Annotated in this window: 12 protein-coding genes; 8 read left to right on the top strand and 4 right to left on the bottom strand. The window is 51.3% G+C overall.

Features of this window, described 5'->3' with window-relative positions; all coding sequences use genetic code 11:
• Window positions 1–27: 27 nt before the first annotated feature.
• On the bottom strand, window positions 28–618 hold the full coding sequence (gene cobO, locus AC6I8X_RS10710; protein ID WP_299453493.1) for a cob(I)yrinic acid a,c-diamide adenosyltransferase: 591 nt from the start codon (window positions 616–618) through the stop codon (window positions 28–30).
• The gene (locus AC6I8X_RS10705; RefSeq protein ID WP_416412394.1) at window positions 615–1,379 is read right to left on the bottom strand and encodes a YciK family oxidoreductase; all 765 of its coding nucleotides are present in this window, start codon (window positions 1,377–1,379) and stop codon (window positions 615–617) included. Before AC6I8X_RS10705 ends, cobO begins: the two co-directional genes overlap by 4 nt.
• Window positions 1,380–1,555: 176 nt before the next feature.
• Between AC6I8X_RS10705 and sohB the strand changes: the two genes are divergently transcribed.
• Window positions 1,556–2,602 carry a protease SohB gene (gene sohB, locus AC6I8X_RS10700; RefSeq protein ID WP_299453499.1) on the top strand — a complete coding sequence of 349 codons (1,047 nt, stop codon included), beginning with the start codon at window positions 1,556–1,558 and terminating at the stop codon, window positions 2,600–2,602.
• A gap of 26 nt (window positions 2,603–2,628) precedes the next feature.
• Here the strand turns inward: sohB and AC6I8X_RS10695 are convergent, their stop codons facing one another.
• Window positions 2,629–2,877, bottom strand: coding sequence for a DUF2498 family protein (locus tag AC6I8X_RS10695; RefSeq protein WP_299453502.1), 249 nt, complete (start codon window positions 2,875–2,877; stop codon window positions 2,629–2,631).
• 370 nt (window positions 2,878–3,247) lie between these two features.
• Here AC6I8X_RS10695 and topA point away from each other — a divergent pair, with 370 nt between their 5' ends.
• From topA to acnA, 5 genes are all read left to right on the top strand, one after another.
• On the top strand, window positions 3,248–5,848 hold the full coding sequence (gene topA / locus AC6I8X_RS10690) for a type I DNA topoisomerase (RefSeq protein ID WP_497839776.1): 2,601 nt from the start codon (window positions 3,248–3,250) through the stop codon (window positions 5,846–5,848).
• A gap of 191 nt (window positions 5,849–6,039) precedes the next feature.
• A complete protein-coding gene (gene cysB, locus AC6I8X_RS10685) occupies window positions 6,040–7,014 on the top strand; it encodes an HTH-type transcriptional regulator CysB (protein WP_021183095.1) in 975 nt (324 codons plus the stop codon).
• Window positions 7,015–7,506: 492 nt separating this feature from the next.
• A complete protein-coding gene (locus AC6I8X_RS10680; protein ID WP_013509244.1) occupies window positions 7,507–7,665 on the top strand; it encodes a YmiA family putative membrane protein in 159 nt (52 codons plus the stop codon).
• A 3-nt stretch (window positions 7,666–7,668) separates the two neighbouring features.
• A complete protein-coding gene (locus AC6I8X_RS10675) occupies window positions 7,669–7,848 on the top strand; it encodes a YciX family protein (RefSeq protein ID WP_299453507.1) in 180 nt (59 codons plus the stop codon).
• 448 nt (window positions 7,849–8,296) lie between these two features.
• Window positions 8,297–10,975, top strand: coding sequence for an aconitate hydratase AcnA (acnA, locus tag AC6I8X_RS10670; protein ID WP_497839775.1), 2,679 nt, complete (start codon window positions 8,297–8,299; stop codon window positions 10,973–10,975).
• 30 nt (window positions 10,976–11,005) lie between these two features.
• Here acnA and ribA read toward each other — a convergent pair whose 3' ends face one another.
• Window positions 11,006–11,599, bottom strand: coding sequence for a GTP cyclohydrolase II (gene ribA, locus AC6I8X_RS10665; RefSeq protein WP_299453512.1), 594 nt, complete (start codon window positions 11,597–11,599; stop codon window positions 11,006–11,008).
• 227 nt (window positions 11,600–11,826) lie between these two features.
• On the opposite strand from ribA, the gene pgpB reads away from it, so the two are divergent.
• Window positions 11,827–12,591 carry a phosphatidylglycerophosphatase B gene (gene pgpB, locus AC6I8X_RS10660; RefSeq protein WP_497839774.1) on the top strand — a complete coding sequence of 255 codons (765 nt, stop codon included), beginning with the start codon at window positions 11,827–11,829 and terminating at the stop codon, window positions 12,589–12,591.
• Window positions 12,592–12,717: 126 nt separating this feature from the next.
• The gene (locus AC6I8X_RS10655; RefSeq protein ID WP_299453517.1) at window positions 12,718–13,023 is read left to right on the top strand and encodes a LapA family protein; all 306 of its coding nucleotides are present in this window, start codon (window positions 12,718–12,720) and stop codon (window positions 13,021–13,023) included.
• Window positions 13,024–13,027: the final 4 nt, after the last annotated feature.

Raw genomic sequence — 13,027 nt, 5'->3', positions numbered from 1 at the left:
ACGCCGCCTTTGCGGCGTCAATTGTTTTTACCAGTCAATACCTTGCTGAGCCTGAATGCCGGCATCAAACGCGTGTTTTACCGGGCGCATCTCCGTCACGGTATCGGCCATCTCCAGTAATGTACGGTGACAACCGCGGCCAGTAATGATGACCGTTTGCTCCAGCGGCCGCTCGATTAAAGCCGTCACCAATTCATCCAGATCCAGATAATCCATGCTGACCATGTAGGTGATCTCATCAAGAATCACCAGATCCAACTGCGGATCAGCCAGCATGCGTCGCGCGTGTTGCCACACCTGCTGGCAGGCGGTGGTGTCGGTTGCCCGGTTCTGCGTTTCCCAGGTAAAGCCCGTTGCCATCACCTGGAATTCCACCCCATGCTGCTCCAGCAGATTACGTTCGCCGTTGGGCCATTCACCTTTAATAAACTGAATCGCCGCCACTTTTTTGCCATGGCCACAGGCGCGCAATGCGGTGCCAAATGCCGCGGTGGTTTTGCCTTTACCATTGCCGGTAAACACAATCAGAATGCCACGGGTTTCACTGGCTGCCGCGATACGTGCATCTACCTGTTCTTTTAAACGCTGCTGGCGTTGCTGATGACGTTGTTCACTCATGCGCTGGCTGGTCCGGGTTTGCGTCCTGGCTGCGCGTCAAAACTGATGCCGGTTTTTCGTCTGCTGTCATCACCCATTAAATAAAGGTAGAGCGGCATCAAATCAGTCGGAGTCTTCAGTAGGCTGGCATCTTCATCCGGGAAGGCGCTGGCGCGCATTTTGGTGCGAGTACCGCCCGGATTGATGCAATTCACCCGTAAATGGCGATTTTTATATTCATCAGCCAATACCTGCATCATGCCTTCGGTGGCAAATTTTGACACGGCATAAGCTCCCCAACCCGCGCGGCCCACCCGGCCTACGCTTGAGGTGGTGAAGATCAGAGAGCCGGCATCGGATTTCAGCAGCAATGGCAGCAGGGCTTGAGTGAGAAAAAAGGTGGCATCGAGGTTAATTTGCATTACCTGACGCCAGATATGCGGCTCCAGTTCGGCAAGCGGCACAATTTCACCGAGAATGCCGGCGTTATGCAGCACGCCATCCAGACGCGGTACCTGCTGGGCCAGCTGTTGTGCCAGTTGCTGGCAACTTTCTGGCGTGGCATGAGAGAAATCCAGTAGCAACGATGACGCGGGCTTTTTGTTGAGTCGATTGATTGCGTGTTCAGTTTGTTGCAGCGTATCGGGATTACGGCCTAACAGGATCACCTGCGCACCATAGCGCGCATAGGTTAATGCAGCTTCGCGGCCAATACCGTCAGAGGCGCCGGTGACCAGGATAATACGATTTTCAAGCAGATCGCTTTTCGGTTGATAATGCACAGCGATGTCCTTTGCACAGGTCAGAGGGTTTTTTGGTTTTATGCCTCAAATTGGCGTTCGGTGCAATCGCTCAACCGTGCATTCTGTGCCGCCTGCCGGCAATTCAGGCGACGAACGCGGGTAAAGCGGGTAAACTCAGCCTTTGTCTGTAATTCACTGTTTAATAAGGCGGCAGAATGGATTTACTCTCCAGCTATGGATTATTTCTGGCCAAGGCCGTCACCGTGGTGGTGACGATCGCAGCTATTGTTCTGATTGTGCTCAATGCGGCGCTGCGTAAACGTCACAGCGGCGGTCAGTTGCGCTTAACCCATCTGGATGAAGACTACCGCCAGATGAAAGAAGATTTGCAGCTGGCGAAAATGAAGCCTCAGATGCAAAAAGTCTGGCTGAAACAGCATAAAAAAGAAGAGAAGCAGAAAGCAAAAACCGCCAAACGTAATGCCAAAGCCGGTGTAGCGGAAGCGGAAAAGCCGACGCTGTATGTGCTGGAATTTAAAGGCAGTATGGACGCCGGAGAAGTCAGCTCACTGCGTGAAGAGATCTCTGCGGTGCTGGCGGTAGCCACTCCGGGCGATGAAGTGTTGCTGAAGCTGGAAAGCCCCGGCGGGGTGGTGCACGGTTATGGCCTGGCGGCGTCGCAGCTGCAACGGCTCCGTGATGCGGGTCTGACGCTGACGGCGGCGGTGGATAAGGTGGCCGCCAGTGGCGGTTATATGATGGCGTGTGTAGCCGATCGCATTGTCGCGGCACCGTTCTCGATCGTAGGTTCGATCGGGGTCGTGGCACAAATCCCCAACTTTAACCGTCTGCTGAAGCGTAACGATATCGATGTCGAGCTGCATACCGCGGGTCAGTACAAACGTACCCTGACGCTGTTTGGCGAAAATACCGACGAAGGCCGGGAAAAGTTTCGCGAAGATCTGAACGAAACGCATCAGCTGTTTAAAGATTTTGTCCATCAGATGCGCCCGACGCTCGACCTGGAAAAGGTGGCGACCGGCGAACATTGGTATGGTCGCCAGGCGCTGGACCTGGGGTTGGTTGACGAAATTGGCACCAGCGATGCGCTGATTATCCATCAGATGGACCGCTTTACCGTGCTCGGCGTGCACTATGCGCGCAAACGCAAAATGATCGATCGCGTGACCCATAGCGCCAGCCTGGCAGCGGAGCGGGTAATTCTGAAAATGTGGCAGCGTGGTAATAAGCCGCTACTGTAAAACCACCCGGCTCCGGCCGGGTTTTTTTATTCCAGGTGATAGTGGGAAGAAAAGGTCAGCGCCAGGTATTTGAACACGTTAAATACGGCAGTGGTTTTGACAGTGGGTAAACCTTGTTCATCAAGAAAGAAGGGGCCGCGAAACACTAACACGTCCCCTTGCTGGATGACCTCATTGGCTTCCATACCGGCGAAATAATCATCGTGTTCTTTGATGAGCTGATTGGCTTTTTCCAGTAACACCTGGCGTGAAATGGATTCCGTAAATGCTGACATTATTCACTCCTTTTTTGACAGTCACTTTTCTCCTTCTATATTACTTGCCAGTGAGTGGGAGGTGCAAATCAGTGGCAACAGGCAAAATTGGCGCAAAATTAAACAGAGTGCTAATTAAGTTGCGTAACGGATTTTATCAGGTAGAGTGTGGGCGATTCAGATTTCAGGGAGATCACACCGGGATGTGTGATACTGTCAGATGGAAAACTCGCTCCTAATCATAAAGTTGCATAAGTCGATGCAATCTGACCTGAGATTGTCCCGGTTGCCTTGAAAAGTGAAAAAGTGGCAGCAATATTGAACCCATTGGGTTTCAGGGTCTCCAATCCTCTCCCGTTTATCAGGACGTTTCAATTAGGTAAAGGTACATATGGGTAAAGCACTCGTCATCGTTGAGTCCCCGGCAAAGGCCAAAACAATCAATAAATACCTCGGTAATGACTACGTGGTGAAATCCAGCGTCGGTCATATCCGTGATTTGCCGACCAGTGGTTCAACGACCCGTAAAAGTGCCGACGGGGAAAAAGCGAAACCCGCCGGTAAGAAGGTAAAGAAAGATGAAAAAGCCGCGCTGGTGAATCGCATGGGCGTGGATCCCTGGCATGGTTGGCAGGCGGATTATCAGATTCTGCCGGGTAAAGAAAAGGTAGTTTCAGAACTGAAAAGCCTTGCGGCCGATGCTGATCACATCTATCTCGCAACCGACCTTGACCGCGAAGGGGAAGCCATTGCCTGGCATCTGCGCGAGGTTATTGGTGGCGACGACAAGCGTTTTAGCCGCGTGGTGTTTAACGAAATCACCAAAAATGCAATTCGTCAGGCGTTTGATAAGCCGGGCGAGCTGAATATCGAACGTGTTAATGCTCAGCAGGCGCGCCGTTTTATGGACCGCGTGGTGGGTTATATGGTTTCTCCGCTGCTGTGGAAGAAAATCGCCCGTGGTCTGTCTGCCGGTCGTGTGCAGTCAGTGGCGGTGCGTCTGGTGGTGGAGCGCGAGCGCGAAATCAAAGCCTTCGTCCCGGAAGAATACTGGGAAATCGATGCTGACTTTGTTACGCCCAAAGGCGATGCGCTGGCGATGCAGGTGACGCATCAGGGCGATAAAGCCTTCCGTCCGGTTAACCGTGAACAGACCCATGCGGCGGTTGCGCTGCTGCAGAAAGCCCGTTATGACGTGCTGGATCGTGAAGATAAACCGACCAGCAGCAAGCCTTCTGCGCCTTTCATTACTTCTACCCTGCAGCAGGCGGCCAGTACGCGTCTTGGCTTCGGCGTGAAGAAAACCATGATGATGGCACAGCGTCTGTACGAAGCGGGCCACATCACTTATATGCGTACTGACTCAACCAACCTGAGTCAGGATGCCATTGCTATGGCACGCGGTTATATCGACCAGAATTTTGGTAAGAAATATCTGCCAGAGGCACCTAACACTTACGCCAGCAAAGACAATTCGCAGGAAGCGCACGAAGCGATTCGTCCTTCTGACGTGGAGATCGTGGCGGATAAGCTGAAGGATATGGAAGCGGACGCGCAGAAGCTTTATCAGCTGATTTGGCGTCAGTTCGTTGCTTGCCAGATGGTGCCTGCGCAGTATGACTCCACCACGCTGACCGTGGGCGCAGCTGACTTCAAACTGAAAGCCAAAGGACGCACTCTGCGTTTTGATGGCTGGACTCGCGTGATGCCTGCGCTGCGCAAGAATGATGAAGATCTGACGTTGCCTCCGGTGAATGTTGGCGATGTGCTGGATCTGAAAGAATTGCTGCCAAGCCAGCACTTTACCAAGCCGCCAGCCCGTTTCAGTGAAGCTTCGCTGGTGCGTGAGCTGGAAAAGCGCGGTATTGGTCGTCCTTCTACCTATGCTTCCATCATCTCGACGATTCAGGATCGTGGTTATGTGCGGGTCGAGAACCGTCGTTTCTACGCGGAAAAAATGGGTGAGATTGTCACCGATCGTCTGGAAGAGAACTTCCGTGAGCTGATGAACTACGACTTCACCGCGCACATGGAAGACAGCCTCGATCAGGTGGCAAACAATCAGGCCGAGTGGAAAGGTGTGCTGGACTCTTTCTTTAGCGATTTCAGCCAGCAGCTGGATCAGGCCGAAAAAGAGCCGGAAGAAGGCGGCATGCAGCCGAACCAGATGGTGCTGACCTCCATCGATTGCCCCACCTGTGGACGTAAGATGGGCATTCGCACCGCCAGCACCGGCGTGTTCCTCGGTTGTTCCGGTTATGCGCTGCCGCCGAAAGAGCGTTGTAAGCAGACCATCAACCTGATCCCGGAAAACGAAGTGCTGAACGTGCTGGAAGGTGACGATGCGGAAACCAACGCATTACGCGCCCGCCGCCGTTGCCAGAAGTGCGGCACTGCGATGGACAGTTACCTGATTGATAATCAGCGCAAGTTGCATGTTTGTGGTAACAACCCGGAATGTGATGGCTACGAAATCGAGCAGGGCGAGTTCCGTATCAAAGGTTATGATGGCCCGATCGTTGAATGCGAAAAATGTGGTTCTGAAATGCACCTGAAAATGGGACGTTTCGGTAAGTACATGGCCTGTACCAACGACGAGTGTAAAAACACCCGCAAAATCCTGCGTAACGGTGAAGTCGCGCCGCCGAAGGAAGATCCGGTACCGTTGCCGGAACTGCCGTGCGAGAAATCGGATGCGTATTTCGTCCTGCGTGATGGCGCAGCCGGTGTATTCCTGGCCGCCAATACCTTCCCTAAATCGCGCGAGACCCGTGCGCCGCTGGTGGAAGAGTTGCAGCGTTTCGCTGACCGTCTGCCGGAAAAATTGAAATATCTGGCAGAAGCACCGGCCACCGATCCGGAAGGCAACAAAACCATGGTGCGCTTTAGTCGCAAGACTAAGCAGCAATATGTTGCCTCAGAAAAAGAGGGCAAAGCGACCGGTTGGTCTGCCTTCTATATCGACGGCAAATGGCAGGAAGCGAAAAAATAATCCCCCCAAGGCCAGCATTTGCTGGCCTTTTTCCCATCCTTATAGCTAATCGTTCTACATTCTTTCTTTAACTGATATAGTGGTTATAGATTTTACGTTTCGCTGACGCGCATTCCCTGAAATACCTCAACCAGGGCGGAAACACGCTCATGGGGGATTGCTACTCTGTCGCCTACCGGGAAGATATAACTATGAAATTGCAGCAGTTGCGTTACATCGTTGAAGTGGTCAATCACAACCTCAATGTCTCTTCCACCGCAGAAGGCTTATACACTTCGCAGCCAGGCATCAGTAAACAGGTCAGAATGCTGGAAGATGAACTGGGCGTGCAGATTTTTGCCCGCAGCGGTAAACATCTGACGCAGGTTACCCCAGCGGGTGAGGAAATCATTCGCATTGCCCGTGAAGTGCTATCTAAAGTCGATGCGATCAAATCGGTTGCTGGTGAGCATACCTGGCCAGATAAAGGTTCACTGTACGTCGCGACGACCCATACTCAGGCCCGTTATGCGCTGCCAGGGGTCATTAAAGGCTTTATCGAACGCTATCCACGTGTGTCCCTGCATATGCATCAGGGCTCACCTACCCAAATTGCTGAAGCGGTTTCTAAAGGCAATGCTGACTTTGCTATTGCCACCGAAGCGCTGCATCTCTACGACGACCTGATTATGCTGCCGTGTTATCACTGGAACCGCGCAATAGTGGTGACGCCGGACCATCCGCTGGCGGGGAAAGCGCAGGTGACGATTGAGGAGCTGGCCGAGTTCCCTCTGGTGACTTACACCTTCGGCTTTACCGGACGTTCTGAGCTGGATACCGCGTTTAATCGTGCGGGACTGACGCCACGTATTGTCTTTACCGCCACCGATGCGGATGTCATCAAGACCTATGTCCGTTTAGGATTAGGGGTGGGAGTGATTGCCAGCATGGCGGTGGACCCGGTTTCCGATCCGGATTTAGTCCGCATTGAAGCATCAGAGATATTTACCAATAGCACCACGAAGATTGGTTTCAGACGCAGTACCTTCCTGCGTAGTTATATGTATGATTTTATTCAGCGTTTTGCTCCGCATCTGACCCGCGATGTCGTGGATACCGCAGTCGCCTTGCGCTCCAATGAAGATATTGAAGCCATGTTCCGTGATATCAAGTTACCTTTCAAGTGATCCGCTAAGTCATTATTTTTTCGGGGTGCCTGACTGGCACCCTCAGTTTTTTCCTTACTTAGCGCCAGCCGTAGCTCAAAAATTTTCATTATTTTTTTGTAAATGAAACATCGGTCACATGTTTTTTCATTGTTAGTTCTTAAATGCGAATTAGTACACATTTTTTACTTTACCGCTTTGCGAGATCCCAGGAATATTCCCATACTCCAGTTAAGAGTTGATGGGGAAGGGCTTTTTAGCTGGTCCGGTAAATTAAGGTTTAATTAAGATTGGATCTAATTTTGATTTAACCCAAATTTACAATGTAACTATTTAATTAATAGTTTGCTTAGTTATTAAATTTATCTCATCAGTTTCTGACATTTTGATAAATAGCATTAATCGTTGTGCTCAATAAAAATAACTGGATTTTTGGTCTTAACGCGTTTAGGATTCGTCCTAAATCTTAATCGATGTCATCAATCGTTTTATTGAGAGTGATTATCAAAAACTATGGCTACGAGATTAACTGTACAACCGGATTTCCGGGCTAAAAGCACCAAGGTTGAGCGTTCAGGTAACATCCGTCGCAAAGCCTGGTTGACTGTCTTCGCTGCATCAGCCTTGTTCTGGGTAGTGGTGGCACTAATGATTTGGCGTATGTGGGGTTAAGCCATGTGGGCAAATACACTCAGCAGTAAATCTTCAGTTTCTGCACGTCAGCCCAACACACCTGTGTGTAAAGCAAAAGATGCTGCCAGCACGGAACAGGAAGTGGCAATCCCTTCATCGTGGGAACTGAGTGAAAAGCAGCGTCACTTTATTGAATCATTCATGGATCCGAAGTCCAAATAACGCAGGTCTGCGTTCTGCTCTTTTTATATCAACGAGTAGTCCTTCTTTTCCGGGTTATCCGGCGGGCAACTTTAAAGCCCCTCTTTTAACACTCAGCATATAAAAACGGTGTCATCAGCTCTGGCTGAGGACGTTATCCCTTTTTACCCGGAATCCGGGAGGGAGTGACTCTATGAATGCAACAACAACAATGTCATGGTTCAGCATATATGCCTTTTCATTCCTTTTTTGGGCCGCTGCTGTGTGGATGATAATGTAATCCAATAACTCAAATTGTTTCTCATTTTAAATGCCTCGACCCATCGTCGGGGCATTTTTGTTTGTCGTTAAATACATAGCTCAATGTGTCAATTCGTGTTGTTATCAAAACGTTAACGAAAATGTGGTCTATCTTTAAGCTAAACCTTGTGGTTACTGAGGTTAAGAGTGTCATTATTAAGGAGGAGCTATGTCGACGTTACGCGAGCAGAGTCAGGAGACGCTGAAAGTTGGTAAAAATACCTGGCAATATTACAGCCTGCAAAAAGCATCCCACCAGTTAGGCAATATCGATCGTCTACCCAAATCAATGAAAGTTCTGCTGGAAAATCTGCTGCGCTGGCAGGATGAAGACTCAGTAACGGCAGAAGACATTCAGGCGCTGGTGGCATGGCAAAAAGATGCACATGCCGATCGTGAGATAGCTTATCGCCCGGCGCGGGTACTGATGCAGGACTTTACCGGCGTACCGGCAGTGGTCGATTTGGCGGCAATGCGTGAAGCAGTAAAACGTCTCGGCGGCGATGTTGCAAAGGTGAACCCGCTGTCGCCTGTCGATCTGGTGATTGACCACTCGGTCACGGTTGACCACTTTGGTGACGATGAGGCTTTTGAGGAAAACGTCCGGTTAGAGATGGAACGTAACCATGAGCGTTATGTTTTCCTGCGCTGGGGGCAAAAAGCCTTTAATCGGTTTCGCGTCGTGCCACCCGGCACCGGCATTTGCCATCAGGTGAATCTTGAGTATCTCGGTAAATCCATCTGGCATGAAAACGTGGACGGTACGGATGTGGCCTACCCCGACACGCTGGTTGGTACTGATTCTCACACCACTATGATTAATGCACTCGGTGTGCTGGGCTGGGGAGTAGGGGGTATCGAAGCAGAAGCGGCCATGCTCGGACAGCCAGTTTCAATGCTGATCCCGGATGTAGTGGGCTTTAAACTTACCGGGAAATTACGTCCCGGCATCACCGCAACTGACCTGGTCTTAACCGTCACGCAGATGCTGCGTAAGCATGGCGTGGTAGGTAAATTCGTCGAATTTTATGGTGATGGATTGGCAGATCTGCCGCTGGCTGACCGCGCCACCATTGCGAATATGTCACCGGAATACGGTGCAACCTGTGGTTTCTTCCCGATTGATGATGTCACCCTGAGTTATATGACGTTGACTGGCCGCGATAGTGTGCAGGTGCAACTGGTGGAGGCCTACGCTAAAGCGCAGGGAATGTGGCGTAACCCCGGTGATGAGCCCGTATTTACCAGCACCCTGGCGCTGGATATGAATGATGTTGAATCCAGCCTCGCCGGTCCAAAACGTCCACAGGACCGTGTTTCGCTGGGTGATGTCCCTGCGGCTTTCGCCGCCAGTAATGAACTGGAACTCAACCAGGCACAGAAACCACATAAAAGCGTCAGTTATCGCGACAGCGAAACCGGTGACAGCTATCAGCTGGATGATGGGGCGGTGGTGATCTCGGCGATTACCTCCTGCACCAATACCTCAAATCCCAGCGTACTGATGGCGGCGGGATTACTGGCGAAAAAAGCCGTGGAAAAAGGGCTGATGCGCAAACCCTGGGTGAAGGCATCGCTGGCACCCGGTTCTAAAGTGGTTTCTGATTATCTGGCTGTCGCGCAACTGACTCCTTACCTCGACGAACTGGGATTCAATCTGGTCGGCTACGGTTGTACTACCTGTATCGGTAACTCGGGACCGTTACCGGATAGTATCGAGAGCGCGATCAAAGAGGGCGATTTGACCGTCGGCGCAGTGCTTTCCGGTAATCGTAACTTCGAGGGCCGCATCCATCCCCTGGTAAAAACCAACTGGCTGGCTTCGCCACCGCTGGTGGTGGCTTATGCTCTCGCGGGTAATATGAAGGTTAATTTGCAGAGCGATCCGATCGGCCAGGATCAACGCGGCCATGATGTTTATCTGAAAGAAATCTGGCCGTCACCGGAAGAAATTGCCGAGGCAGTACAAAAGGTGACCAGTGATATGTTCCACAAAGAGTATGCCGAAGTATTTGATGGCACACCGGAATGGCAACAAATCAAAGTGAGTGAAGCAGCCACCTATAACTGGGATGAAGGTTCAACTTATATCCGGTTGTCACCGTTTTTTGACGATATGGAAAAAACACCAAAACCGGTGCAGGACATCACCGGTGCGCGCATTCTGGCGATGCTCGGTGATTCAGTCACCACCGACCACATCTCTCCGGCCGGCAGTATCAAGGCAGAAAGTCCGGCGGGGCGTTATTTGCTGGCACATGGTGTGGAGCGCAACGACTTCAACTCCTATGGATCGCGTCGTGGTAACCACGAAGTGATGATGCGCGGCACCTTTGCCAATATTCGTATTCGTAATGAGATGGTCCCTGGCGTGGAAGGGGGCTATACCAGACATTTCCCCAGCAATGAACAACTGGCGATTTACGATGCTGCCATGAAGTATCAGCAGGAGGGGATACCGCTGGCGGTGATTGCGGGCAAAGAGTACGGCTCCGGCTCAAGTCGCGACTGGGCGGCCAAAGGCCCGCGCTTACAAGGCGTGCGCGTGGTGATTGCCGAGTCGTTTGAGCGTATCCATCGTTCAAACCTGATTGGTATGGGGATTCTGCCGCTGGAATTTCCTCAGGGGGTCACGCGTAAAACGCTGCAACTGACCGGTGAGGAGCATATTGATGTGGCAAACCTGGCACAGCTCAAACCGGGATGTACCGTCAACGTGACCCTGACTCGCGCCGATGGCAGCCGCGAGACGCTGGAGACGCGCTGTCGAATTGATACGGGGAATGAACTGACCTATTACCAGAACGATGGCATTCTGCATTACGTAATTCGTAACATGCTGAACTAAGAAAAAGCCGGGAGTATCCCGGCTTTTTTATTACGACTTCGGCAACAGATGCCCCATTTTTTCCGCTTTGGTATCGAGGTAATGGGCATTCTTTGGATTGCGGCCAACGATTAACGGCACGCGCTCAACAATATTGATGCCAGCTTCGCTGAGGATTTCCACTTTGCGCGGGTTATTGGTCAGCAAGCGCACTTCATTGACACCCAGCAGTTTGAACATATCAGCGCATAACGTGAAATCACGTTCATCTGCGGCAAAGCCCAACTGATGATTGGCTTCTACGGTGTCAAAGCCTTTATCCTGTAGTGCATAGGCACGAATCTTGTTTAACAGGCCGATATTGCGACCTTCCTGACGATGATAAAGCAGCACGCCGCGGCCTTCTTCAGCAATCGCCGTCAGCGCGGCTTCAAGCTGGAACCCGCAATCACAGCGCAGGCTGAATAAAGCGTCACCGGTCAGACATTCAGAATGGACGCGCGCCAGCACCGCAGTGTGATCGCTAACATCACCATAAACCAGCGCGACGTGGTCGTGACCGGTTGCCAGTTCTTCAAAACCAACCATCAGGAAATCTCCCCATGGCGTGGGCAGTTTGGCTTCTGCTACCCGTTTAAGCTGCATGTGACTCTCCAGAACCTTCATAGGATGCGCTATCATCATGATAACGCATGGGCCTGTGTGGCCCCAAAACTGACAATATTGTGCCACAACCTGACATCAGGCAGTTAATCAGTCAGAGTTATTGTAGTGATAAAGCACAATTATCTAAGCCGCAATGGTTATGTTATTCTTTTTTCAGCTAAAGTTATGCATGGCACAGTGTTTTACGCGGTTGTAAGGGAAAGTGGATGTTAAAGATTGTACAACGCACGACGTTCGGGGCGTTTTTATTGCTGATAATGCCGCTGAGCGTCTGGCTTTCTGGCTGGCAGTGGCAGCCAGGATCCCATGGAGCACTGTTGAAATTCCTGTTCTGGATGACGGAAACCGTTACCAGCCCATGGGGAACGCTTACCAGCCTGCTTCTCAGTGCCTGGGTATTATGGTGCCTGCGCTTCCGTCTCAGGCCCGCGATTTTGCTGCTCATCATCATGAATGGCGCTATTCTCACCGGGCAGTACACTAAATCCTTTATTAAAGATCAGGTGCAGGAGCCTCGTCCCTACGTGATGTGGCTGGCAAAAAGCCATGGTCTCGATGAACACCAGTTTTACGAGCTAAAACGTAAGCAGCGCAGCCAGGTGGTAGAACAACTGTTGGCGAATGATACGATGCTGCCTGGCTGGTTAAAAAAACACTGGGCATTTGAAACGGGCTTTGCGTTTCCTTCTGGTCATACCCTGTTTGCTGCCAGCTGGGCGTTACTGGTCATCGGTTTACTGTGGCCGCGGCGTCACACCCTGACCATCGTGGTGGTGTTTGTCTGGGCGAGTCTGGTGATGGGCAGTCGCCTGATGCTGGGGATGCACTGGCCGCGTGATTTGGTAATGGCAACGCTGATTTCCTGGTTGCTGGTGATGATAGCAACATGGCTGGCACAGCGGTTTTGTGGTCCCCTTAGTGTCCCGCCACCGGAGGCAAAAGAGATTGCACAGCGGGACGACGGATTGTAATTTTCCCATCCAGCCCCATATTATTGATTGCACTTGCGTAAATCAGGCCGTTTGATGTGGTGATAAGCAGCATCGGCGTCGCTTTTTTGGCATACTTCTACTGGATAACCTCAGACAGGATGCATTGTGAAATATTTGCTGATTTTTCTCGTGGTATTGGTCATTTTTATCGTCTCCGTTACGCTCGGGGCGCATAACGACCAAATCATCACTTTTAACTATCTGCTGGCGCAGGGCCAATTTCGTATTTCAACATTGCTGGCTGGTCTGTTTGGTGCCGGATTTCTGCTGGGATGGGCAATTTGTGGGCTGTTCTGGTTACGGTTACGGGTATCGCTGGCACACGCGCAGCGCAAACTGAAACGTATGCAGGCGCAAAATGAACAATCGACCGCGGTGACAACCTCACCTTCCGCCGGTCGTCGGGATTAAGCTT

Source organism: Pantoea sp. X-Soil-TKNS-1280, from assembly GCF_059730475.1.
This window is presented reverse-complemented; position numbering and strand designations above follow the sequence as displayed.

What these genes read in the sequence shown, in the direction of transcription:
- cobO (WP_299453493.1), bottom strand. Translation starts at nt 618, where the DNA reads ATGAGTGAACAACGTCATCAGCAACGCCAGCAGCGTTTAAAAGAACAG.
- sohB (WP_299453499.1), top strand. Translation starts at nt 1,556, where the DNA reads ATGGATTTACTCTCCAGCTATGGATTATTTCTGGCCAAGGCCGTCACC.
- AC6I8X_RS10695 (WP_299453502.1), bottom strand. Translation starts at nt 2,877, where the DNA reads ATGTCAGCATTTACGGAATCCATTTCACGCCAGGTGTTACTGGAAAAA.
- topA (WP_497839776.1), top strand. Translation starts at nt 3,248, where the DNA reads ATGGGTAAAGCACTCGTCATCGTTGAGTCCCCGGCAAAGGCCAAAACA.
- cysB (WP_021183095.1), top strand. Translation starts at nt 6,040, where the DNA reads ATGAAATTGCAGCAGTTGCGTTACATCGTTGAAGTGGTCAATCACAAC.
- AC6I8X_RS10680 (WP_013509244.1), top strand. Translation starts at nt 7,507, where the DNA reads ATGGCTACGAGATTAACTGTACAACCGGATTTCCGGGCTAAAAGCACC.
- AC6I8X_RS10675 (WP_299453507.1), top strand. Translation starts at nt 7,669, where the DNA reads ATGTGGGCAAATACACTCAGCAGTAAATCTTCAGTTTCTGCACGTCAG.
- acnA (WP_497839775.1), top strand. Translation starts at nt 8,297, where the DNA reads ATGTCGACGTTACGCGAGCAGAGTCAGGAGACGCTGAAAGTTGGTAAA.
- ribA (WP_299453512.1), bottom strand. Translation starts at nt 11,599, where the DNA reads ATGCAGCTTAAACGGGTAGCAGAAGCCAAACTGCCCACGCCATGGGGA.
- pgpB (WP_497839774.1), top strand. Translation starts at nt 11,827, where the DNA reads ATGTTAAAGATTGTACAACGCACGACGTTCGGGGCGTTTTTATTGCTG.